The organism is Halothece sp. PCC 7418 (assembly GCF_000317635.1).
Classification (GTDB): Bacteria; Cyanobacteriota; Cyanobacteriia; order Cyanobacteriales; family Rubidibacteraceae; genus Halothece.
This window is the reverse complement of record NC_019779.1, coordinates 3,983,875-4,005,848: the sequence shown is the minus strand read 5'-3', so window position 1 is coordinate 4,005,848 and position 21,974 is coordinate 3,983,875. Positions and strand designations below refer to the sequence as shown.

Sequence of the window (21,974 nt, the reverse complement as noted above, 5' to 3'; positions counted from 1 at the left end):
ACTTCAGTATAATCAGTTAAGTTGCTTTCGGTGATATGAATGTCAATGAGAATTTATGTGTAAGTATTTCAGTCATGGTGTCAGAATCTAAACTAGAGAGATTAACCAAACAAATTGCAAGAGCGAGACACTCCCTAGAGGAGCTTGCATTTCAAGAGCGAGACTTACGAGAAAAATTAGAGGTGTTTAATTTTGAAGCACCTAGGGATGATAGCTATTGGCGCATTAGATTGGGCTTGAGCAGTCATCGGTATTGGGATAACAAGTCTGAGCGCGATCGCGCATCAAGTTGCTAATTTAATCCTGATTGCGAGAAATGGCTCTTTGGGAAAGTTGTTTCGCATACACTGCCCATAGCACTTGTCCTTGCTCTGCGTATAGTTTTTGTGCTTTTTGTAACATAGCAACCGCTTGCGAAAATTGTTTCCCTTCAAAGAAAACAACACCCGCAGCGTAGTAAGCACTGGCTAATTCAGAATTGAAAGCAATGGCTTGTTGAAATGCCTCTAAGGCAACTTCGGGTTGATTTTGTTGAAACCAGACTTGTCCTAATCCGTAGTGAGCTTGGCTGTAACGAGGGCGAAGACCAATCGCCGATTCAAAAGCCGTTTTCGCTTGTTCTAGCTGGTTTTGTTGAAGATAAGCTAATCCCATTTGATAGGAGATTTCAGGGGCTTGTGAGCGATATTTCTGGGCGTTACGGAAATGTTCAATGGCACGTTCAGGCTTGTCTTGTCCGAGTGCGACTAAGCCTAAGTTATAGTGAGTAATCCCGAGTTGGGGTGAGAGATCGATCGCGCGATCCAGATAGACTTGAGCTTGTTCAAAATTATTCCCTTCAATTAAAGCTGCACCTAAGTTCGCATAAGCCACCGCCAGTTTCGGATTAATGGATAAAGCACGATGAAAAGCATCCGCAGCAGCTTGCAGTTGTCCCTTTTCTCTCAGGGCTAAACCGAGATTATAGTGTGCGGGGGCGAGGGTTTTGTCAAGGCGAATCGCTTCTTCAAAAAGCGCGATCGCGCGATCAATATTTCCCACACGGACTTCCTCTAACCCTCGATTTAAAGATTCAATGGCCTTGGGTGTCGTTGGCGTTAAGACAGGTAAAGATTGTCCTTGCGCCGATTGAGGATTCGTTATCGCTAACACTGCAATTAATAAGCCCGCAACCCCCCATCTTCCCTTCATTTTCCGTTTCTCCTTGTCAGTTTCCTCAAAACTATGCTAGTGTTACATGTCGGTGGGATTGAATCCTAAGCGGACGTGGCGGAATTGGTAGACGCGCTAGATTTAGGTTCTAGTGTCTCTGACGTGAGAGTTCGAGTCTCTCCGTCCGCATTTTTCTCAAACAAATAGCCGGAGTCGTTTCCCCGGCTATTTGTTGCTTTTAAGCGAAGATTGATTCTTTTCCTGATTCTTCTGGGACTTCTGAACTCGGTAAGCCTCGATCAATTTCTTGCATGGAAATTTGTTTTGCTCCCAGAACACTTTGTAAAACCTTCATCGCTTGATGGGGATCGCCTTTGCCACAGAAAAAGAGATCCGCAGCAAAATATCCATATTCTGGCCAAGTGTGAATGGCAATATGTGACTCGGACAATGTTGCTGTTGCTGTTACACCATGAGGACTAAATTGATGCACACATAGATTGAGCAAAGTTGCTCCTCCTGCAAACACTGCTTCCGCTAATGCGTGACGAATCTGCTCAGCATCATTGAGTACATCTTCCGGAGCTTGCCAAGCCTCTACGACCAGATGAGTTCCCACTTTTTTCATTCTGTCTTCGTTTCTCCACCCTAATTAGTAAAGTTATTATCCCAACTTTAGTTTTGACGCTCTCCCGTTAAATAATAAATTATAACGGGAGATTCTTGCTTCTAACCTGTGAACCTAGTTCACAAAACGAGTCCGCTTGCTCCAATTGTTCGCAAACAAAAGCGAGTCGAGGCGGGTCTCTCCACAAGCGTTGATCTGGCTCGAAGCCAGCCGTTCCCGTCCGCCCGACGGTACGGAGTCCTTCTCTCAGAAGGTTAATAGCTGCGTTCTCGTCTCTATCTAACATCGTCCCACACTGACAAGCATGGGTTCTAGTTGATAGTGCCTTTTTAAAAATCCGACCGCAGTTAGATCATTCTTGAGAAGTGTATTGAGGAGGAACAGCAACTGCTACCTTCCCAAACTTAGTGGCAAAGTATTCTAGCCAAACTCGGAACTGATACCAGCCTAATCACCCCCCACTCTCCCGATGACGTGAGGTTAAGTTTAGGTTAAAATGAAGGGGAACGGCACTAGCAAAGGCTTATGAAATGAGCGAAGAGACAACAGTAGAAACCTTTGGTCACAGCGCGATCGCTGCTTTAGAAAAGCATAGCCAGAAAATGGCAAAACATGAAGCAGGGGTGTATGAAGATCAAGATCCCGAAGCCCTCCATCAGATGCGGGTGGGAATGCGAAGACTACGCACGGCTTTAGTTGGCTTTTCTCGCGCCATTGAAATGCCGAAAGCAGCCCGTGAGAAGAAGGTGGGTAAACTTGCTAGAGAATTAGGAACATTACGGGATTTAGATGTTTTAAAGGCAAGTTTAGAAAACCATTATTTGCCCTCTCTTCCTCCATCTGAACAGAAAGATTTAAAATCCGTTTTCAAAGAGTTGGGGAAACAAAGGCAACAGGCTTATAAAAAGGTGATTAAGGCTCTAGAAAGTAAAGACTATCAAAATCTGAAAGCCAGTTTAAAGCAGTGGTTAGAAAAACCCAAATTAAGCGCGATCGCGCCGTTACCCATTACCGAAGTCTTACCCGATTTATTACTCCCTCACGTCAGTAACTTACTCCTCCATCCAGGTTGGTTAGTGGGTCAAAATACGAATCTTGAGCCAGCAACCCTCTTAGATCAACAAGGAGAAACCCTTCACAGTTTGCGGAAAGCAGCGAAAAAATGTCGTTATCAAATGGAACTGTTCACCCATTGCTATGATGAACCCTATCAGCAGTATGTGAAGCAAGTGAAAGCCATTCAAAGTGTTTTAGGAGAGATCCAAGATAGTGTTGTGTTAGGAGAATTTCTCTCGGACTGTTGTGGGGAAACCTTATCGGCGGAGTTTCCAAGTCTGGCTCAACAATTGAGCGTATTCCGTCAAGAAAAATGGCAAGACTGGGAACAATTGCAACAATATTTTCTCAATCCTGCCACACGAAACAACCTCCGCTTAACCGTACAGAATCCCTCTCTCGGAGAAGAAACGGAAACCACTCTAGACTCTGTAGCCATGAATTAAAAAAAATGCTATCTTAATGAGAGTGTGGGCGCGTAGCTCAGTGGATAGAGCACCAGATTCCGGTTCTGGGTGTCGGAGGTTCAAATCCTCCCGTGCTCGTTTTTTCTATTCATCAGACCTGAAGAGCAAGCTCTGATTTGGGATCATTTTCAGCACTTGCTCGCAGAGTGAAAGATGACTGTTATGCCACAGCAATCCATCCGTTTACCAGAAATGCCACTAACGGTTACATCTGAGGAGTTTGCAGCGATCGCTGCTGCTAACCCAGACTTACAATTGGAGCGTGGATCAATGGGGAATTGATTGTGAATCCACCAACAGGAGGGGAATCAAATTGCTTTTGTTTTCCAAGGTCTAGCGATCTTGATGATTTTAATTTCCACCAGAGAGGAGGTCTTGTAATTTTTGGCGAGTGGCTGGGGTTAATGCTAATTGTACGGCAATTTGACGAGCGCGATCGCGCATTAATAAGGCTTGCTCTTCCCCTTCCGCACCACTAAGCAACAATTCTGGCTCATTTAAGGAAACTGTCGTATAGTGGACATCAGGCGTTCCCACCCGAATGACAACTTGACGCTGGGATTGCGGATAAATATACAACTTATCTTGAACAGTATCTAATTCCAACTTATACGGCGTAAAACTCCGTTCCTCTTCTGATAAGGATTTTTGCCAATAGAGGGTAATTCCTCTGATTTCTGACTTGAACATCACCAACTGGTCATCAAACTTTTGACGTTCCCAATCAATTTGAGCCATCTCTCCATGATCTGGAATTAAGCGTTGCGCCACAACAACTTCTTTTCCGCTTAACTTTCCCCACCACTGACGGATGGTTTCAAAATTTGTCCCATTATTGGGGTCACTTCCCCCTTGTAACCAAGTAATTACACCCATCGTGAAAACTTCCCAAGAATCAATCTCAACTTAATGATATCAGTAAAATTATTTTTTCTAGAAGCACTAGAAGCGTGAAGAAACGAGTAAAGTAGTGAAAAAGTTCAATAACAGAATTCGATAGTATGTTTAAACCAACGACGACCCCTGTGGACTATTCTACTGCACAGTCCTTGCCCGAAATCTGGTCACAAGTTGCGCCCTATTGCGGTAAATTGATCGCTCTCGATGACCCCCATCAAGACCCTCCTGTCCAGATTACTTATCAACAATTAAACCAAAAAATTAAACAATTTGCCAGTGGCTTACAAGCCCAAGGAATTGAACCTGATACAAAAATTGCTCTATTTTCTGATAACAGTCCGCGCTGGTTTATTGCGGATCAAGGAATTCTTAGTGCAGGGGCCGTTGATGTGGTCAGATCCTCACAAGCCGATCCCGCAGAGTTAGCTTATATTCTCACCGATAGTGATAGCAAGGTTTTGATGGTTGAAGATTATAAAACCCTTGAGAAATTGCAAGGAGAATTGGCTAATTTACCAATTCAACTGGTGATTTTATTGTCGGATGAAACGATAGAAAGTGAAGAGATACCAACCCTAAATTTTAGCCAACTAATGGCGCAAGGAAATCAAAAAGAGTTTACACTTGTTCCTCGAAAAAAAGATGATTTAGCGACTTTAATTTATACATCGGGAACAACGGGAAAACCTAAAGGCGCAATGCTATCTCATGGTAACTTTCTGCATCAAGTTCGTGCGATTGGAGACGTAATTCAACCGCAAGCAGGCGATCGCGTTTTAAGTATTCTTCCTAGTTGGCACGCTTATGAACGGGCAGCAGAATATTTTTTATTATCCAGAGGGTGTCATCTCATTTATACGAACTTACGCTCATTTAAGAAAGATTTACGGGAACAAAAACCGAATTATATGGTCGGTGTTCCTCGACTTTGGGAATCGGTTTATGATGGCATTCAGAAAAACCTAAACCAACAAACAGGAAATAAGAAAAAACTGATTGATTTCTTTTTAAGTATCTCTAACCGCTACCTGAAAACTAAACGCATTAGTGAAGGCTTAGATTTAGAAAATTTGCGTCCATCTCTCATCGCAAAACTAACTGCTTCTTCACAATGTTCTGTGTTAAAACCTTTGCATAATTTAGGCGATAAAATTGTTTATCAAACCGTTCGCGAAGCCACAGGAGGAAACTTAAAAGCAGTCATTAGTGGTGGTGGTGCTTTAGCCAAACATATTGATGATTTTTACGAATTAATTGGTATTCCCTTGCTAGTGGGATACGGCTTAACCGAAACCTCTCCTGTTACTCATGCCCGCCGTTTATATCATAATCTGCGCGGTTCATCGGGTCCTGCGATTCCTGAGACGGAAACGAAAATTGTTGACCCTGAGACCAAAAAATCGCTCCCTGACGGGGAAAAAGGGTTAGTGATGATTCGGGGGACACAAGTAATGCAAGGCTACTATAAAAAGCCAGAAGCCACCGCCAAAGCGATTGATGAGGAAGGATGGTTTAATACAGGGGATTTAGGTTGGATTACGCCTACGGGTGATTTAGTCTTGACAGGACGGGCAAAAGATACCATTGTCCTCTCTAATGGGGAAAATATCGAACCGCAACCGTTAGAAAATGCTTGTTTACGGAGTATCTATATTGACCAGATTATGGTTGTGGGTCAAGATCAACGGTGTTTAGGGGCGTTGATTGTGCCGAATGTGGAAATTTTGGAACAATGGGCAAAAGACCATAATCTCAATCTCGATTTTGCGGAAGGACAGTTAGAAGAAACTTTAGCGAATAGCCAGATCCAGAAGTTATTTCGAGATGAATTAAACCGCGAGGTCAAAAATCGCCCCGGTTATCGCATTGATGACCGTATTGGGGTGTTTAAGCTCATTTTAGAACCCTTCTCCATGGACAATGGGATGATGACCCAAACCCTAAAAATTAAACGTCCTGTTGTTTATGAACGGTATCAGGATATGATTGACGGGATGTTTGCTAAGGGATAGTCTTCTTATAAATGTTATTTGTTCTTTGTTCTTCGTTCTTGGGAAAAGATAACAACGAACCCAGAACAGAGAACAACAAACAAATGTGAGAACTGCTCGATGGATTAGCAATCGGTTTGTATGAAAACAGAACAAGTTTGAGGCTGTGTAATGGTTAATTTAGAAGAAACAATGAACCAAGACAATAAAAATTTATTACTGAAGCGTCCCATTAATTTAAAGGTGATTGTAACTCAGCGTTGGAAAGAAGAGGTGCAACAACAGTTACAATCCCAGATTAATCAGCAAGATGGACAACTGCAACAGTTAGAAAATCAAGGGCAAAGCGCGATCGCGCAGGTGACTCAACAAGGGAGTAATCCCAGTGATCCGCAAGTGCAACAACAACTTCGGAACATCCAAAACCAACTCAATCAACAAAAAAGTAAGGTCACAGAACAAAAAAACCAAGCCCTCCAACAGTTGCAACAAGTCCAGCTTTTAGAGGAAGGGCAAGAAGTGGGTCAAGGACAACTCGACAGCTTTGTTCGCATTCAAGTGGGAGATAACTTAGTCCAGAAAATGAATGTGGAAGTTGTGGTCAAAGATGGTGTGATCCAAGAGATTCGCGGTGAGGTTTAAAATTAAATAAATACGCTGTGTTCTAAGGATGGCATCTGACGGCGAACTTGTTCTAAGCGGGAGGGGTTGATTTCCGCGATCGCGACCCCTTCATCTTCTCCCGCATCACTTAAGACAATCCCCCAAGGATCGACAATCATGGCATGACCGTGGCTGTGTCGTCGCGCATAATGATTTCCCGTTTGGGCGGGGGCGATGACATAAGCGGTGTTTTCAATGGCGCGGGCTTGTAATAAGACTTGCCAATGGTCTTTCCCTGTGTAAGCGGTAAACGCAGCAGGAATGAGCAGGATTTCTGCCCCCTGTTTAGATAACTGGCGATATAACTCAGGAAAGCGGACATCGTAGCACACAGACAGCCCAATTTTTCCATATTCAGGGGAAATACATAACGGCGGAAGAGAAACCCCAGCTTTGACAGTTTGGGATTCTTGATAAGTATTACCATCAGGAAGATTGACATCAAACAGATGCACTTTTTCGTAACGGGCTAATTCTTCCCCATTGGCATTAATCATGAGGGCAGTGTTAGACACTTTACCATCAGCCACAGGAATCGGAAAACCGCCACCGACAATGGTAATTTGATACCGTTGAGCCATGGTTTTCAGGAATTTTTCCGTTTGTTGCGCGATCGCGCTGGCTTGTTTTACCTTTTCTGTTTCTTGTCCCAGAAAGGAAAAGTTTTCAGGAAGAGTAATCAATTGCGCCCCTCTGCGTACTGCTAATTCGACTAAATCTGCTGCTGTCGCCAAATTTTTCTCTAAATCAGGCTGACTTGTCATCTGAATAGCACCCGCCAGATATGATTTCATAGATTTGTCCTTTGTCCTTTGTCACTAGTCATTGGTATTTGTTTACAATTAATGGATGACCAATGACGGATAACCAATTCTCAATTTTCAGTTGTCCATCGTTTATTGTCAACTCTGTGATGAAGACAAAACTAGGTTCGATAATATGATGAGTAAAGACGCTTAAGCAGATAACTCCCCGTTACACTATGGCTCGATATACTTGCACGTTTTCGGTTGCGATTCCTTTAGAGCAACTTCAAGCCTCTCTGATAGAGATTTTAGAATCCTGTCATCTTGAAATTATCTACGATACAGGAGAATATATTATGGCGCGGGAAGTTCCTAATCGCGCCCCGTTTCCGAAACTGGTGACAACAGAAGTTTTAATTGATCGCACCACAGCCACACCAGAAGCGATCCGCATGAATTTAGTAATGAAAAATGAAGAACTCCCTCTACAAACGGATAACCACTGTCGCCAAATGTTTGATTTACTCCAACAGGCGTTAGTCGAATATTCCCAATGGGAGCTTTTAGAGAAAGTTGCTGGCTAACCGCGATCGCGGTGGATGAGGGCAGCCCAAGCAAATAAGGGCAATACCAACATCCGTCGCCATCGGGACGGCTCTTGATAGAAACGATACAGCCATTCTAAGTTATTATTCCGAAACCATGCAGGCGCTCGGGATTTTGCCCCGCCCCAAATATCAAACGCGCCTCCCACACCAATCCAAATCGCTTGTGGGCATAAGTGGCGATGTTGAGCAATCCAAAGTTCTTGTCGCGGAACGCCCAATCCTACTAAAATGAGTTGCGGTTGCTTTTGGCGTAAGGTTTCAGTAAGGTTTACCGTTTCCTGCTCTGAGAGATAACCATGTTGGCTGTGAATGGTTAATTCGGGATGCTGTTGCTGCCAAAATTGGGCGGATGCTTCTGCTCGTCCAGGGACCCCGCCATAAAAAAACACTGTTCCTGAGTGCTTCTCTTGTGCGATTCGTTTTAAAAGTGCGCCCGCCAGTTCAATCCCAGGAAAACGCTGTTGTTTTTTCCCTTGTAGGCTTAAAGATAACACAACTCCCGCCCCATCAGGGATAATTAGATCCGCTTGCGCGATCGCGCCCGCCAGTTTCCGATTTTTTCGGGCTAACATTACCATTTCTGCATTTAAGGTCACCACATGAGTCCCCTTTCCCTGCTGCCAACGGTCTTCTAGCCAGCTTAAATAATCCGATAACAGGTGAACGGGAATCCCCAAAACCTTTGCTGATTCAGGCTGAGTTGATAAGGGATGACTGGGAGAGGAAAAACTCATATTTATTCTTTTTGATCAGAAGAAGCCGTTTTCTGGCGTTGAATCGCAGCTTGAAACCCTAACGCCACTAAGATATTGGAGAGAGTCAGAAACGATTCCGCGCTCCCATGCAGCCAGTCCACATTCGCTAGAGATTCCCCATAAGCGCGTTGGGCATAAATTCCTGCAGGAATCGTCACGAACACAAACAGCAGCAGCACATAAAACCCAATCACTGCTAAGCGAGGAAAGGAGCGCGATCGCGTCATAAACCAAAGAAATCCCAAATAGGGAAACAGAGAAGCTGCAAAAAGGGTTTGTTTATCTAACATTAACTTGAAATGGTGTAATTGATTACATTGGAAAACACAATGCTTCTATTCCTTACAGAGGATTGCTTTTTTTGCAATCTTTAGTTACATTTATTTACAGAGTTGATTGCACTAGCATTTATTTATCAAGAGGTCATCATGGAAGAAAATCGCAACGATTTCAAATTTGGTTTCAACACATCTGCAGAGAATTGGAATGGTCGCTTAGCAATGATCGGCTTCGTGGCTGCATTACTCACCGAAATTCTCAGTGGACAAGGCGTTCTCCACTTCTGGGGACTCCTCTAAACCAGATTAGTCACCACTAAGCTAACTTGGAGAGAAGAGCCCTTTCAGCCTTCTCTAACCAAGCTAACTTAAACTCATTCGCTGAAACATTATAGCAAAAGCTGGGGAAAGTTGATCAACTCACCCAGCTTTCGCTTTTTCACCTTGCCACGGTTGAATCTTTAGGTGCGAATATATTCTTTTAAAATACTGTTGCGGTTGGGATGGCGTAACTTTCTTAAGGCTTTCGCTTCAATTTGTCGGATGCGTTCGCGAGTGACATTAAAGATTTGTCCAATTTCTTCAAGAGTTTTCATCCGTCCATCTTCTAAACCGTAGCGGAGACGGAGAACATCTCGTTCGCGGGGACTCAGGGTATCAAGGACATCTTCTAAATCTTCTCGTAATAAACTTTTCGAGACTTCATCTTCTGGCGTTTCTCCATCGGCTTCGATGAAATCACCAAGACGAGAATCTTCTTCTTTCCCAATCGGTGTTTCCAAAGAAATGGGAAGTTGCGCCGATTTAGCAATAAAACGTAACTTTTCGATGGTCATTTCCATCCGTTCCGCAATTTCTTCTTCCGTTGGCTTGCGCCCTAACTCTTGGGAAAGGAGTTTCGTGGTTTTCTTAATGCGAGAAATGGTTTCGTATAAGTGAACGGGAAGGCGAATCGTTCGCGATTGATCCGCGATCGCGCGAGTAATTGCCTGACGAATCCACCACGTGGCATAAGTCGAAAACTTATATCCTTTTTCATGATCAAACTTTTCCGCAGCGCGAATCAAGCCTAAAGACCCCTCTTGAATCAAATCTTGAAATGACAATCCGCGATTCATATATTTTTTCGCGATCGAGACCACCAACCGCAAATTTGACTGTACCATTTTTTCTTTCGCTCTACGCCCCAGCATTAAGCGACGGCGAAACTTCTGTAATGGCATATCCACCTCTTCGGCCCACTCTTCATCGGTGGGTTCACAGCCAATGGTGGCTTCCAACTCCGTCCGTTTGCGTTCTAACTCTAATAAATCAGCAATTTTCCGCGCTAACTCAATTTCTTCATCAGCCCGCAGCAAGCGAATTCGACCGATTTCTTGCAGGTAAAGGCGAATCGAATCTTCTGTGTAAGACTTCTTTTTACTATCCTCTTTACTATTCTCCTCTTTAGTTGCAGTAACCGCTTTGGTTGATGTTTCTTCTGATGCTTCAGCAACCTCTAACAACGCCTCTTTTTCTAAGTCGGCATCGGCGGGTTCAACTTCCAAGGGGACGGTATTACCTTGGGCTGCTTCGTGACTTTGTTCTTCAATTAAGCGTTCTAATTCACTTTTTTGCTGCTGGCTGGTTAGTGCGTGTACCTGCATAAGGCTCGTTTTCCTCTTACTGCTTGCTGTTTTCATCTGAAAATGAATGATAATCAATCATTTTAAAATTGAGATTTGATTGCTACTTTTCCTGTTGCTTCTCTGTTTGAGGTTTAATCATCCCTTTGCTCACGGCAGTTTAGAGAGTTGGACAGGAAACACTAGCCATGATTGTAGCCTTTCTTACCAAATTGACAACGACTCCGATGAGTCTGCCCCAACTCTTACTCAGAAGTGGGAATGATAATAGTGTTTAAGTTCAGAAGCAATTTTTTTGATTGGATAAGAGTGCATCAAATCTTTCCTTCCAGTTGAGTTGCTTCATATTTTTAATAACTGCATTGATTGCCACCGTTTAACTCTTCTAGCACATTAATCATAATTTTTGCACTTGCCGAGAATCGGGGTGGAACTCCTTCTCTTCCAAAGATTGAAAATGGACAAGATTGAGTGCGCCATGAAAATGGAATCTCGTCAAGTTTAACCCCTGAGAATATTTTAATCATTGCTTTCAGGAATGACAGGGAAAAAGAGATTAAGTGTCACCTTTAGGCAACCAATAGCAACTTAATTTAATCATTGCTTTGAGAGTGAGTGCTCCCATGACAAAAGGATAAGGGAGCGTTTGAAACCGCTCAACCCTATTCAATATCAATACTTTGGGGGGGATGACTCTCTTGACGGCTAGCAGAGGAGGAGGCTTCCCCTTGCTGAGAGAGCCAGCTTTTTAGGGGATCTTCATTCGGATTGAGGCGTAAAAATCCAGAAACTAATCCCCCAGTAAAGGTAATGGGTTGTTGGGTTAGTTCTTTTAAGATTGGTGTCAGTTCGCTAAAGAACATAAGAACACTAAAAATAAATTCACAAAAACTCGTCTATTCTAATCTAATTTTAAACTTTTGTGCTTAGTGAACATTATCCGCTTCTGGTGTTTCCTGTGGGGAGGGGTTGGATTCGATAATCGTGTTATCTTGTTTATACTCATTAATCAAGCGTTCCAACTCCTCAAGGGCTTGTTGCGTTTGTTGAGATCGTTTCACCAGCGATCGCGCGACGGTTTCGCTTTCTTGGGCTGCATTGGTCAAATCTTCAATCTGACTTTGAAAACGATAAGCAATCTGGTTCACTTCGGTGGTTGCTTCAAAAGTTTTATTCCCTAAATTGCCAATTTCGGTGGTAATGCGACTTAAACCGCTCATTTGACCTGATGAGTCACTTTGAGGGCGATTTGCCACTAATGCTGCTTGAATGGACAAATTCCGTACCTGTTGACTCACCCGTTCAATCAACTTGGTTGCATTATTCACCGATTCTAATTCTTCGTTAAACCCCTCCCCAATTTTCATAATGCGAGCGGTATAATCCGAAATTGCCTCAACACTACTCAACATTTGAGCAAAAGTTTGTTTTCCTTCTTCCGAGAGGAGTTCCCCTAACTGCACAAAGCGCTCATTTAATTCCGAAATCGCATTTGCTTGTCGCGATAATTTTGCCCGTTGCATTTCCAAGACTTGATTTCGCCTTTGGGCTTCGAGTTGTTGCTGTTCTAACTGACGGGTATATTCTTTAACTTTGGCTTGTTCTTGTTTTAAGTTTTCTGCGTATCGGCGAGCTTCTTCTTTTTGATTATTAATAATTTTATTAACTTGAGCAAAAATTTTAGATTGCGCGAGCAGTAAATGGTGAAGTTCTAGCAATTCTAATGACTGATTTTCCTTCCGAACCAAAATCGGTTCATAGAGTAAGTCTAAAGAACGATTCAGGGCTTGTCTCACCGCTTTATCAATGCGACAGTCTGGTTCTAAGGTAAGCGTATCCGTTTCCATCACCTCTAGCAACACTCGAATTGGGCGACGGAGATATAACTCTAAGCTGTAGGGCTGACTCATCTGTTCCAGAAATTTTCGCCTAGAAATTACTCCGAGAAGTTGATCTGCCTCGGTAATAATCACACCGGGGAGGCTCGGGTGGTCTTGAAATTCGTTAGCAACAACTTCTCCAAGGGTATCAGCATTTACCTGATACTTGTGAGTTTCTAAATCAGCAATTGTTGAACTGGGATTAAGGGGAGTCTGGTTAGATGAGGTCACGGTGATTCAATTAAGTGTTGCCGTTTATAGTTCCATTTTTTATCTTATGGACTTTCCCTCACCATTTCATCATCATCAATTTAATAATGGGTTAACTCTGATTTAACTCTCAGTAATGATTCGTTCTTTGTTGTTTGTTCTTTGGAAACATTCCATGGCAGGTCTCGACATGATTGGTAACTAGAAACGGGTTTCATATTCAACGGTCAGGCTTTCATTATCGGATAAATCGGTTGAACCCCGTAATAAAATATCATCACTTAAACGATAGCGAACACTATATTGAAATGTTTGATCCGCATTAAAGAGGGTAAGGACAGAGAAGGAAAAATCATTACTAATTTCAACCCCAGCTTCTGCTGCAAAGCCTAAAGTAGAATCAGAACTATCTTCTCCTTCTTCGGTTTCAGTGGGAATCAGAGTGGGGAAGATCCGAAATTCACTTAAGCCTAAAGCATCACCAATAGTATTTTGAAAACTGCCTAAAAATGTTGAACCTGCTAAATTAGCCAGTCCTAATGCTGTATTTCCTTGTCCCAAGCCACTGGTTAACCCACCCCCGAGCAGAGCAATAATCTCTGTTTCACTGCGACGGGGGTCGCTACTGAGAGTCAGAACATCGTTATTAGCGGTTAATTGTCCAGGCTGGAGTGTACTGGCGCGTCCCTGTACTAAGGCTTCCACTTGCACGGATTGCAATGTACCCACACCTGAATTAACTCGGGTGGTGGTTTCCGTTCCTGTGGTCTCAGTCCGAACATTACCACTGGTTTCAGCGACAGAGGTCACTAAACGGACATTGAGAGTGGGGTCTAACCCTTGGCTGGGAATAAAGGTTGCGGTTTGCTCGTAACCTTGGGCTAAGCGAAATTGAGTGGGTCCCAAATTGACTTGACCGCGTTCTAAATTGATTGTTCCTTCAGGACGCATATTGGCTAACGTTCCATTGAGGGTTAAATCGCCTTTTGCCAAAAAGTCCATAATGGGCGGACGAACGACATTAACATTCTCCCCAAGATTAATTTTCAAGTCACTGAAAGCAATATTGGAAGTATTTTCTTCGGTTGACTCGCGATTGGTGGCTGCGGAGTCTTGTCCAGCGAGAATCACTTCGCCATCGGAAACCGTCATTTCCCCACCAATTTCGGGTTCTAACGCGCTTTGGGCAATATTAATATTTCCAGCGACATCACCTTCATAAAGATCAGGCAAATTAACGGTCAAATCATCTAAAGCAATCGCAAGGGTTTGTGAGTCAGGGGTCGCTTCAAATAAGGGGAGTCCTCCTGTTGCGGTGACTTCTCCGCCCCCAAAGTCAGCATTAAATTGTTCCACCGTGAACTGATTGAAATTAAATGTCACACGGCTGTTAATATCTGTTAACGGTTCAGGTAATACCGCCGTCCCAAGACTCGCTTGGGAAAGGGTGACAACGCCTGTGGTGTTGAGTTGATCAAATTGGAAGTTTTCGAGATTGAAGGGGCCATTAATCGCCAGGTTGACCGCCCCTTCTCCGCCTTCCCACGTGAGTTGACCATTACTCACCACATCAAGAAGGGCAAAACCATCATCTTGGAGGTTAATATCAATATTCAAATCATCAGAAGGAGGAGGAACAACAGCAAAGGGGAGTTGATAGGGAATGTCGCCACTGAGGGTTAGGGGGTTGCTATCTTCGGAGAGTAATCCTTCAGCGAAGAAATTCAATTGTGAGTTGTTATAGTTAAAACTGCCTTGAATGGTTTGAATGGGGGTTTGATTGAGCGTGGCTTGTTCAACGCTGAGTTCTCCTCTAGCGGTGGGGTTATCTTGTTTCCCTGCAACGGTTGCTGTCGCATTAACAAAACCGCTTACCCCAATAAATTCAGGTAGTTCAATCAGGTTTTGCAAGCCGGCAATGGGGATTTGATTGACTTTTAATTGTGCCGATTGGTTTTCTCCCCCAACTGTCCCTGAGAGATTAATAAAACTTTCTCCAGAGGCGAGACGAACGGGTAATAAAGTGATTACACCATTGGAAAGACTGACTTTGGCGTTAACCGTTTGCGCTTGATAGGGGCCCCATTGCCAGGCTTTACCATTAAGGCGAAATTCTCCTTGGATCTCTTCGAGATTAAAGGATTGCCCTTGCAGACTCAAATTGCCTGTAAAGTTTCCTTGGGCGGAAGCTAGGGGAGGAATGGCGGTTACTGTCTCTTCTTGGGCTTGCATTTGAGCAAGGAGAGCTTTAATTTCTGAGAAGCGTCGCAGTTGGATGGGAAGGGGGAGTTGGTCAACACCAACCGCAGCGACATCAAGGTCATCCGCATTGCCATAAGTCGGGGTCGTGAAGTTTTGGTTGATATCAGAAAGATTAAACACTTGCAGGTTGCTGAGAAGATCTTGAATGCGTCCTTGTTCAATGTTGAGATTCACTTCAAAATCAGGGCTGGGTGCAGCGAGAGTGAGGCGACCGCTTCCGCGATATTCGCTTTCTTGTTCGATGAGGACCGCTTCTTTGACGGTGAGGGTGTTCTTAGTATAGGTAAAGTTTGCTGTTGCGCGATCGCTGTTAAAGCGTCCTAAGGAGGGCTCTTGGAGGGTAAGCTCTCCCGAAACATCATAATTGTCTAAATTCAGGGCCAAGTTGCCTTCTAATGTGCCTGATGCGGGTTGATTGGCAAATTCGGCAGAGAGGGGGGCAAAGTCTTTAAGTAGGTCAAGAGGAATTGCTTCTAAACTGGCTTGTAAGGTGTCTCCTTGGCGCGTTCCTTCTGCAAGGGCTTTGTCTCGTTGAATCAAGAAGGATTCGGGTTCGAGAGGGAGTAATCGATCGCGCTGGGGAGAGGATAAGGCGAAACGAATTTGATCAGGAGTTTCACGATTCCCAATTAAGTTCAGTCTCACTCCTTGCTGTGCATTCACTTGAACGCCTCCCGTCATTTCTGAATCAAAGGTAAAGCGTTCGACGGCAAAGTTTTGTAAGCGAATGTCTCCTTCGGCTTGGGGTTGAGTAAGATTTCCTGTAATGTTGCCAGAGAAGTTGGCTAAGCCTTGCACATCAATTTTACCCACTGGTTCTGGACTGGGGAGAGGAAGTTGGGCTAAATCAAGGTTTTGGGCATCAACGGTTAAGTTGATATTTTCAATAATGTCTTGTCCTTCTTGTTCTAAGTTGAGAGCAATCACCCCTTCAGCAAAGAAGTTTTCGGCGGTTGCTTCTTCGAGAATGACTTGTTCACCCTCCCAACTGAGGCGGGTAGTTAGGGGATTGGTCATCAGGGCGAGTCCTTCACTGAAGTTTAAGTTGGCTTGGGCTGTAATTCCTGCGGGTGTGAGATTATCTAGATTGCCATCAAGATTGACTTCTCCAGTGAGGTCGCCTTGTAATTGATCAGAAAGTTGAGACAGTTGGAGATTCTCTGGGGTGGCAACAATTTGAAATTCCCCGTCTTCTAAACGAATCAGATTTGCTGTAACCTTCCCGCCTAAAATTTGATTAATAGCTGCTGTTCCTTGAACCGTAATTCCTGAGGGGGTTAAATTATCTAATGTGCCTTGGGCGGTCAGTTGGGTATTAAAAAGCGCGTTTGTTAGTGGAGAGGGAAGCTGAGGAACAAAACGAGACAGAGTGAAGTTTTCGACTTGTAACTCTCCTTGCCATTTCCCTTGGTTGAGACGAAGATTATTGAGGGCAATGTTTTGATTTTGATCACTGCCTCTAACATTAATTGATCCAGAACCCGTTCCTTGAACTTGGTTGAGATCATCAAATGCTTGCACATCTGCTTGCACTTGCAACTGGGCGGAGAGTAATTCGTTTAAATCGGGTGGTGTTTCGGGGGCGAGTAAGGCAAGGGGAATGTCTTGCAGTCTCAAATCAGCATTTAACTGACCTTCATTGAAGGTAATGTTGGTTGCAGCGAGTTCGCCTTGGGGGACGTTTAAAGCGCCTGATCCAGTGAGTTGCAGTTTTTCGGGAGATAAGTCAGTGACATCCGCATCGAGGCGAAATTGTCCTGAAATGGGATTTTGAAATTGGGGAGGAATTTGATTACTGAGTTTTTCGGGTTGTAAGCCATTAATCTTAATTTGGGCTTGTAACTGACCTTGGGAAAGTTGCAGTTGGGGTAAGGTCACTGTCCCTTCGGCAATGGCGAAGTTTGCTGTTCCGTCTGCTTTCAGATTTTTCCAGTCTTTTAATGATCCTGTAATTTCGGCTGAGGCGTTGAGTGTTCCCAAATCAGGGGGAAGATTGGCTTGATAGGGACGAATGGCTTCTCCTGAAACATCTTTGACTTCAACATCGAGAGCTATTTCTTGTTCTGCGGTTAAGTTCAATGTCCCTTGAGCGGTAATTTCTCCCCCTGTTTGCGGTGTTGCTTGGAAGGTTTCAATAATAACTTGTGTTCCTTGGACAAAGAGTTGAGTTTGAAAGCCACTCACTTTGATTTGATCGACAGTTGTTGTGTCGGTACTGTTGGCGGTGATATTCAGTTGGGGATTATCTAATTCGCCTGTAATCTCAATCTGGGCTTCAATGGTTCCAGTTAGGGGAACTTCAGTCGGATCAAGATCAATGGCGGTTAACAGCTTGGAAACGGGGGTTGGTTCAAGATTTGCGGTGAGGTCATACCCCTGATCCAGATTAATTGTTCCTTGCGCGATCGCGCTGACATCTCCAAATTGAGTGTTAAACTCTTTGATAATAATATCTTTTCCCGCTAACTGGACATCAGCATTGGTATTAGTGATTGCGGTGGTAAATTGATCGAGTTTTCCTTCGACGTTTTCTAATTGAGCCGTCCCTTCAAAACTGGGTAAACTGCCATCAAGGGTTAAGGAAACCTTGGTATTGGCATCGAGCATCCCTCCTTTAATCTCAAGGGGAGAAGATACCAGACGGGCTAATTCCCCCATGGCGAGTTGATTACTGGTAACGGCGACATCCACTTCCCCAGTATCAAGACGGGCTTCTCCATCTAAGTTAAGACTTCCTTGTCCATCGGTAACGGATAAATTTTGCACCTGAAACGAAATCCGTTGGTTGTTATCCCGAAACTGACTGTTGAGTTGCGGTAAGGTCAAATTAACGGGAGGTTGCAGTTGTCCTTCTGGCGTTCGGGGAGAGAGAGAAAGGTTTCCCTGTTCAACCGCAAGGGTATTGAGTTTAATCTCGATCGCGCCAGCAGGTTGCGGAGTCAGTTCAGTAGTAATCCATTTTCCCTCTGGGGTTTGCTCAACGGTAATCTCAGGTTCAACTAAGGTGACATCGAGTTCAATGGTCTGTTCAGTGATCAGTTTGAATGGGGTGAAATCCACTTCTATAGCGGGGATAATCACTGCTTCTGAGTTATCTTCAGTGGGCGGAATGACGGTTTCCCCAAAGGTGAGGGAGGTGAAGGAGAATGAGTCTAACGTTCCCATTTCCACGGGACGCGAGAGAAGATTGCTCAGGCTTTCGGCGACAGTTGGGGACAGGCGAGACTGAATAAAATACCAACCATAACCTGCTCCTCCCCCTAATCCTAAAAGCATCAGCATCAGCAGCGATCGCAGCCAAGGGGGACGCTGAGGAGGGTGCGGTTCGGGGGATAATTCCTCTGATGGTGCTTCGGATGGGGAAGGATTTTGATCGCTCATGATGATTGAAAATCAAACGATAAAGTGGCTATTGCTTGAGCCATTTAGCTGCCATAATACCAACGATTGCTGATAAAATCGGGTTGCTTAAAAACTGCACAACCTTGGGTTTAGTCAGTACCGCTTCAAATGCTTCTGGATCATGCTGATAAGCAAAAGTGACCACTTGACTGATTTGTTCAGTATTCATGGCTTGAGGATTGATTGTCGTCAGAGAAAGATTTTGTTTGATCCTTTGTTGATCAATGCCTTTTTCCTGTAACTTAGCAATGAGTTCATCTGCAATCTCTCGACGTTGTTCAGGTCTAAGTTTGGGAAGAATTCGCCTGATTTCTCGTTGGATAACTGGGGCTGATTTACTCATTTTTGATGGAGTTTGTGGTTTCGGAAATGGCTGATGAGGAAACTGATTTGTCCCGCCCCATTGTCGATCCGTTACTGGTGTTTCCTTTTTTCTTTTAGCCAGTGATTTCTCGGGTTGACCCTTGATGGCTGATTCATTAATATTAATTTTAGGTTTTATTTTTTCAGGTTGAGATGACATTGTTATACTCCTTTTGAATGAAGACAATTCTGGGAAAAAAATGATTTTATGAAAAGTTGTTATATAGTTTTCCTTAAGATAACAAAAGCGCGATCGCGCTTCTTCCCTCAAAGGAAGGAATATCTAATGACTTACCTAATTGATCGAAGTGCTATCAGAAACCAATAAAATAACAAAAAAGCTCCCCTGACGGAGCAAGGGAGAAATTAATCATCCAAAAGAAGTATTTTTTTAGCCAAAGATTTAATCAATATAACCCATTAATAAGCTCGGATCATCAATTTGATTAGAGGCAACAGGACGGTTTCCAAAATTAGAATAAGTCTCATCAATTTTGAGGGTACTTGCCCCAATGGGACGACTTCCTGAAGAATAAAAGTTCCCGACTGTTGGTAACTGAGTAGCAAAAACTGGGCGTTCGCCACCCATGGTGCGGAATTTTTCTACGACATGGAGGTGACTGGCTAAAATGGGACGGTCTCCTCCCATAGTACGGAAAGTTCCCGCGAGTTCGAGTTTTCCACCACTAACTGGTCGATCTCCCACTGTTTTCAAAGCGAGGGAGTTTTGACTATCCTTGGTAGCTTTAGTTTCTTTGGTCGCTTTAGTCTCGGACTTGGCGGTCGTTTCCTCTTTTTCCGCTTCTAAGGTTGCATATTCTTGAACTTGTTCTTCACTCATGATAGTTTCCTTTTAATTTGCCTTCCCAACTTAAGCTGTTTCTGAAGACAGTTTATATTTTCCGTTACCGATTTTAAACTTTTAGGTTTTTTTGGATTTATTTCTATTATAGGATTGATGCTCTCCCGCTAACAAACGCAATAGCGGGAGATCAAAGCCGAGCCGGTTAATCGTGGGATTATCTCCATCTTAGGTGGGAAGCCAGATCAGCGATGACAAAGAATCTTATGTCTCTGATTTGGAATTACTATCATTTAGGAGTTGTTTGCTAGAAGAATAATAACTGAACATCAATTGACATTACTTAACTTCTTTACTAGACTCTAAAGTAGTCAATCAAGTTGTTTTTCAATGTCAAAGTATGTACCAGCCAGAGTCGCCCAAGAACAACTCGGCGTTTCACTCCGAACCCTCCTCCGATGGGATGAAGCTGGAAAAATCGAAACCATCCGAACTCCCAACGGTCAAAGACGTTACAACGTCGAATCAGTCCTCAACCCCTCTCCATCAGAGAAATCAATTCTCCTGTACGCCAGAGTTAGCAGTCATGCTCAAAAACCTGACCTTGAGAGACAAGCTGACTTTCTTCTCACTCGTTTCCCCAACGGTGAACTTGTCAAAGAAATCGCGTCGGGACTCAACTTCAAAAGGAAAAAACTTCGCTCCCTATTGGAACGAGTTCTCGCAGGAGATGTTTCAATGGTTGTGGTCTGTCATAAGGATCGACTCGCCCGTTTCGGTGTTGAACTTATCCAATGGCTCTGCGAAAGACAAGGTTGTCAACTCGTGGTTCTCCAACAAAGTGACCTCTCTCCAGAACGAGAAATGGTCGAAGATATCCTTGCTATCATCCACGTCTTCAGTTGTCGATTATACGGACTCCAAAAGTACAAGAAACCCATCCGTGAAGACTTGCACCCAGTATCGAATGGTACTAACCAAGGAACAACGCCATCTTCTAAAGAAATGGGTCAGACTGAATCGGAAAGCCTATAATCTGGCTATAGAATACTTAAACCAGCATCAAGGCTTTGACCGAACAGGAATTGGAGGGACTGGAAAGCAAGCCTTTAAGACCTTTTTTAAGGCTCAAATCAGACCCGACTGGTTAAAAGAAAAACTCCCCGCAGCTATTCTTGACCAAGCAGTGATGGAGGCGTACTCAGCATGGTCTAAAACCAAAAAGAATCCCAAATATGTGGGTAAAGGTAAGCAGAAACAACCTCACCCCCAAGCTGGATTAAAAATAGCGAGATTTCGTTCTATTCGAGACAAATCTCAAACCCTCCAGTTTAAGGTCGCTTCCGATTTAAACCAAGGGAGACTTCTTCCTAAATATTGGGGAAATTTAGGAGCATTTGAATGTTCTGATAACGGAAGACGCTTCTGTGTTCTTAACCCAGACTACACGCCAGAAGTCACTTACAAAAACGGTAATTTCTATCTTTCTCTTCCTCAAGATACAAAAGTAGAAGACAACGGGAAAGAAAGTTTCATTGCGTTTGACCCTGGTGTGCGAACTTTCCTAACAGGATTTGATGGTAATCAGTTCATCGAGTTGGGGGAAGGCGACATTAATCGCATTGTAAGATTGTGCCGTTCTTTGGATAAGATGCAAAGTCAACGAGACTTATTGAAAGGACATAAAAATCGCCATCTCCGTTATCAACTCAATCAAAAGATGAAACGGAAACGACGAAAAATTCGTAATCTCGTTGATGAAATGCACCGAAAGACTGCGAGTTGGTTAGCTAAAAACTATCGGGTGATAGCGTTGCCAACTTATGAATCTTCTCAAATGGTGTGTAAAGCCAAAAGAAAGATTCGGAGTAAAACGGCTCGTAGTATGTTGAGTTGGGCGATGTATCGCTTTTCTCAGGTGTTAGAGCGTCAGTGTGCTAAATATGGCTCGATTCTGACCCGTCACACCGAAGAATATACATCGAAAACTTGTCCTCATTGTGGTCATATTCATCAGAAGTTAGGCGGAAGAAAACAGTTTACTTGTCCTAACTGTGGGTTTTCTCTAAAAAGAGATTTTGTAGGAGCTTTGGGGAATTTCCTCAAGGCGTTGTGGGATAGCACCGTACTTTCCGAAGTACGCTCTGACTGCTTTACTTTTACAGTTAATGTATAGTATTGTTCAG

The 21,974-nt window shown here is 43.6% G+C and carries 20 protein-coding genes, 2 tRNA genes and 1 pseudogene; 10 read left to right on the top strand and 13 right to left on the bottom strand.

Going from position 1 to position 21,974, the window contains the following annotated elements:
* The first annotated feature begins 74 nt into the window (after positions 1 to 74).
* Positions 75 to 296, top strand: coding sequence for a hypothetical protein (locus tag PCC7418_RS18360; RefSeq protein WP_041596328.1), 222 nt, complete (start codon positions 75 to 77; stop codon positions 294 to 296).
* A 1-nt stretch (position 297) separates the two neighbouring features.
* Here PCC7418_RS18360 and PCC7418_RS18355 read toward each other — a convergent pair whose 3' ends face one another.
* Positions 298 to 1,191, bottom strand: a complete 894-nt coding sequence (locus tag PCC7418_RS18355; protein WP_015227684.1) for a lipopolysaccharide assembly protein LapB — start codon at positions 1,189 to 1,191, stop codon at positions 298 to 300.
* Between the two features lie 69 nt (positions 1,192 to 1,260).
* On the opposite strand from PCC7418_RS18355, the gene PCC7418_RS18350 reads away from it, so the two are divergent.
* Positions 1,261 to 1,341, top strand: a tRNA-Leu gene (locus PCC7418_RS18350).
* Between the two features lie 49 nt (positions 1,342 to 1,390).
* On the opposite strand, the gene speD is transcribed toward PCC7418_RS18350, so the two are convergent.
* Positions 1,391 to 1,780 carry an adenosylmethionine decarboxylase gene (gene speD / locus PCC7418_RS18345; RefSeq protein ID WP_015227683.1) on the bottom strand — a complete coding sequence of 130 codons (390 nt, stop codon included), beginning with the start codon at positions 1,778 to 1,780 and terminating at the stop codon, positions 1,391 to 1,393.
* 79 nt (positions 1,781 to 1,859) lie between these two features.
* Positions 1,860 to 2,225: pseudogene (locus PCC7418_RS21060) on the bottom strand (zinc ribbon domain-containing protein); the annotation flags it as partial.
* Between the two features lie 85 nt (positions 2,226 to 2,310).
* Between PCC7418_RS21060 and PCC7418_RS18335 the strand changes: the two are divergent.
* On the top strand, positions 2,311 to 3,282 hold the full coding sequence (locus tag PCC7418_RS18335; protein ID WP_015227682.1) for a CHAD domain-containing protein: 972 nt from the start codon (positions 2,311 to 2,313) through the stop codon (positions 3,280 to 3,282).
* A 26-nt stretch (positions 3,283 to 3,308) separates the two neighbouring features.
* A tRNA-Arg gene (locus PCC7418_RS18330) sits at positions 3,309 to 3,381 on the top strand.
* 273 nt (positions 3,382 to 3,654) lie between these two features.
* Here the strand turns inward: PCC7418_RS18330 and PCC7418_RS18325 are convergent.
* On the bottom strand, positions 3,655 to 4,179 hold the full coding sequence (locus tag PCC7418_RS18325) for a hypothetical protein (RefSeq protein WP_015227681.1): 525 nt from the start codon (positions 4,177 to 4,179) through the stop codon (positions 3,655 to 3,657).
* Positions 4,180 to 4,304: 125 nt separating this feature from the next.
* Between PCC7418_RS18325 and PCC7418_RS18320 the strand changes: the two genes are divergently transcribed.
* Positions 4,305 to 6,215 (top strand): long-chain fatty acid--CoA ligase, encoded by a 1,911-nt coding sequence (locus tag PCC7418_RS18320; RefSeq protein WP_015227680.1) that lies wholly within the window; start codon positions 4,305 to 4,307, stop codon positions 6,213 to 6,215.
* A gap of 171 nt (positions 6,216 to 6,386) precedes the next feature.
* Positions 6,387 to 6,836, top strand: a complete 450-nt coding sequence (locus PCC7418_RS18315) for a YlqD family protein (protein WP_041596803.1) — start codon at positions 6,387 to 6,389, stop codon at positions 6,834 to 6,836.
* Between the two features lie 2 nt (positions 6,837 to 6,838).
* Here the strand turns inward: PCC7418_RS18315 and PCC7418_RS18310 are convergent, their stop codons facing one another.
* On the bottom strand, positions 6,839 to 7,651 hold the full coding sequence (locus tag PCC7418_RS18310) for a carbon-nitrogen hydrolase family protein (RefSeq protein WP_015227678.1): 813 nt from the start codon (positions 7,649 to 7,651) through the stop codon (positions 6,839 to 6,841).
* Positions 7,652 to 7,839: 188 nt separating this feature from the next.
* Between PCC7418_RS18310 and PCC7418_RS18305 the strand changes: the two genes are divergently transcribed.
* On the top strand, positions 7,840 to 8,187 hold the full coding sequence (locus PCC7418_RS18305) for a hypothetical protein (RefSeq protein ID WP_015227677.1): 348 nt from the start codon (positions 7,840 to 7,842) through the stop codon (positions 8,185 to 8,187).
* Here the strand turns inward: PCC7418_RS18305 and PCC7418_RS18300 are convergent.
* Together PCC7418_RS18300 and PCC7418_RS18295 are read right to left on the bottom strand one after the other, a co-directional pair.
* The gene (locus tag PCC7418_RS18300) at positions 8,184 to 8,945 is read right to left on the bottom strand and encodes a WecB/TagA/CpsF family glycosyltransferase (protein WP_015227676.1); all 762 of its coding nucleotides are present in this window, start codon (positions 8,943 to 8,945) and stop codon (positions 8,184 to 8,186) included. The genes PCC7418_RS18305 and PCC7418_RS18300 overlap by 4 nt on opposite strands.
* A gap of 2 nt (positions 8,946 to 8,947) precedes the next feature.
* Positions 8,948 to 9,256 carry a DUF3593 domain-containing protein gene (locus PCC7418_RS18295; protein ID WP_015227675.1) on the bottom strand — a complete coding sequence of 103 codons (309 nt, stop codon included), beginning with the start codon at positions 9,254 to 9,256 and terminating at the stop codon, positions 8,948 to 8,950.
* Between the two features lie 138 nt (positions 9,257 to 9,394).
* On the opposite strand from PCC7418_RS18295, the gene PCC7418_RS18290 reads away from it, so the two are divergent.
* Complete coding sequence (locus PCC7418_RS18290; protein WP_015227674.1) at positions 9,395 to 9,544, top strand: chlorophyll a/b-binding protein; 150 nt, start codon at positions 9,395 to 9,397, stop codon at positions 9,542 to 9,544.
* A 161-nt stretch (positions 9,545 to 9,705) separates the two neighbouring features.
* Here the strand turns inward: PCC7418_RS18290 and rpoD are convergent, their stop codons facing one another.
* The 6 genes from rpoD to PCC7418_RS18260 all read right to left on the bottom strand — a co-directional run bounded on the left by rpoD (position 9,706) and on the right by PCC7418_RS18260 (position 19,827).
* Positions 9,706 to 10,890 carry an RNA polymerase sigma factor RpoD gene (gene rpoD, locus PCC7418_RS18285; RefSeq protein WP_015227673.1) on the bottom strand — a complete coding sequence of 395 codons (1,185 nt, stop codon included), beginning with the start codon at positions 10,888 to 10,890 and terminating at the stop codon, positions 9,706 to 9,708.
* 641 nt (positions 10,891 to 11,531) lie between these two features.
* On the bottom strand, positions 11,532 to 11,732 hold the full coding sequence (locus PCC7418_RS18280) for a hypothetical protein (RefSeq protein ID WP_015227672.1): 201 nt from the start codon (positions 11,730 to 11,732) through the stop codon (positions 11,532 to 11,534).
* Between the two features lie 63 nt (positions 11,733 to 11,795).
* Positions 11,796 to 12,980, bottom strand: a complete 1,185-nt coding sequence (locus tag PCC7418_RS18275) for a methyl-accepting chemotaxis sensory transducer (protein ID WP_015227671.1) — start codon at positions 12,978 to 12,980, stop codon at positions 11,796 to 11,798.
* Positions 12,981 to 13,160: 180 nt separating this feature from the next.
* Positions 13,161 to 18,602 carry a translocation/assembly module TamB domain-containing protein gene (locus PCC7418_RS18270; RefSeq protein ID WP_015227670.1) on the bottom strand — a complete coding sequence of 1,814 codons (5,442 nt, stop codon included), beginning with the start codon at positions 18,600 to 18,602 and terminating at the stop codon, positions 13,161 to 13,163.
* A gap of 28 nt (positions 18,603 to 18,630) precedes the next feature.
* The gene (locus tag PCC7418_RS18265; RefSeq protein ID WP_015227669.1) at positions 18,631 to 19,146 is read right to left on the bottom strand and encodes a hypothetical protein; all 516 of its coding nucleotides are present in this window, start codon (positions 19,144 to 19,146) and stop codon (positions 18,631 to 18,633) included.
* Between the two features lie 243 nt (positions 19,147 to 19,389).
* Complete coding sequence (locus tag PCC7418_RS18260) at positions 19,390 to 19,827, bottom strand: hypothetical protein (RefSeq protein ID WP_015227668.1); 438 nt, start codon at positions 19,825 to 19,827, stop codon at positions 19,390 to 19,392.
* 351 nt (positions 19,828 to 20,178) lie between these two features.
* On the opposite strand from PCC7418_RS18260, the gene PCC7418_RS18255 reads away from it, so the two are divergent.
* Both PCC7418_RS18255 and PCC7418_RS18250 read left to right on the top strand, forming a co-directional pair.
* Positions 20,179 to 20,823 (top strand): IS607 family transposase, encoded by a 645-nt coding sequence (locus tag PCC7418_RS18255; protein WP_015227667.1) that lies wholly within the window; start codon positions 20,179 to 20,181, stop codon positions 20,821 to 20,823.
* Entirely contained in the window at positions 20,756 to 21,964 is a 1,209-nt protein-coding gene (locus PCC7418_RS18250) for an RNA-guided endonuclease TnpB family protein (protein WP_015227666.1), read from the top strand. Before PCC7418_RS18255 ends, PCC7418_RS18250 begins: the two co-directional genes overlap by 68 nt.
* The last annotated feature ends 10 nt before the right edge of the window (positions 21,965 to 21,974 follow it).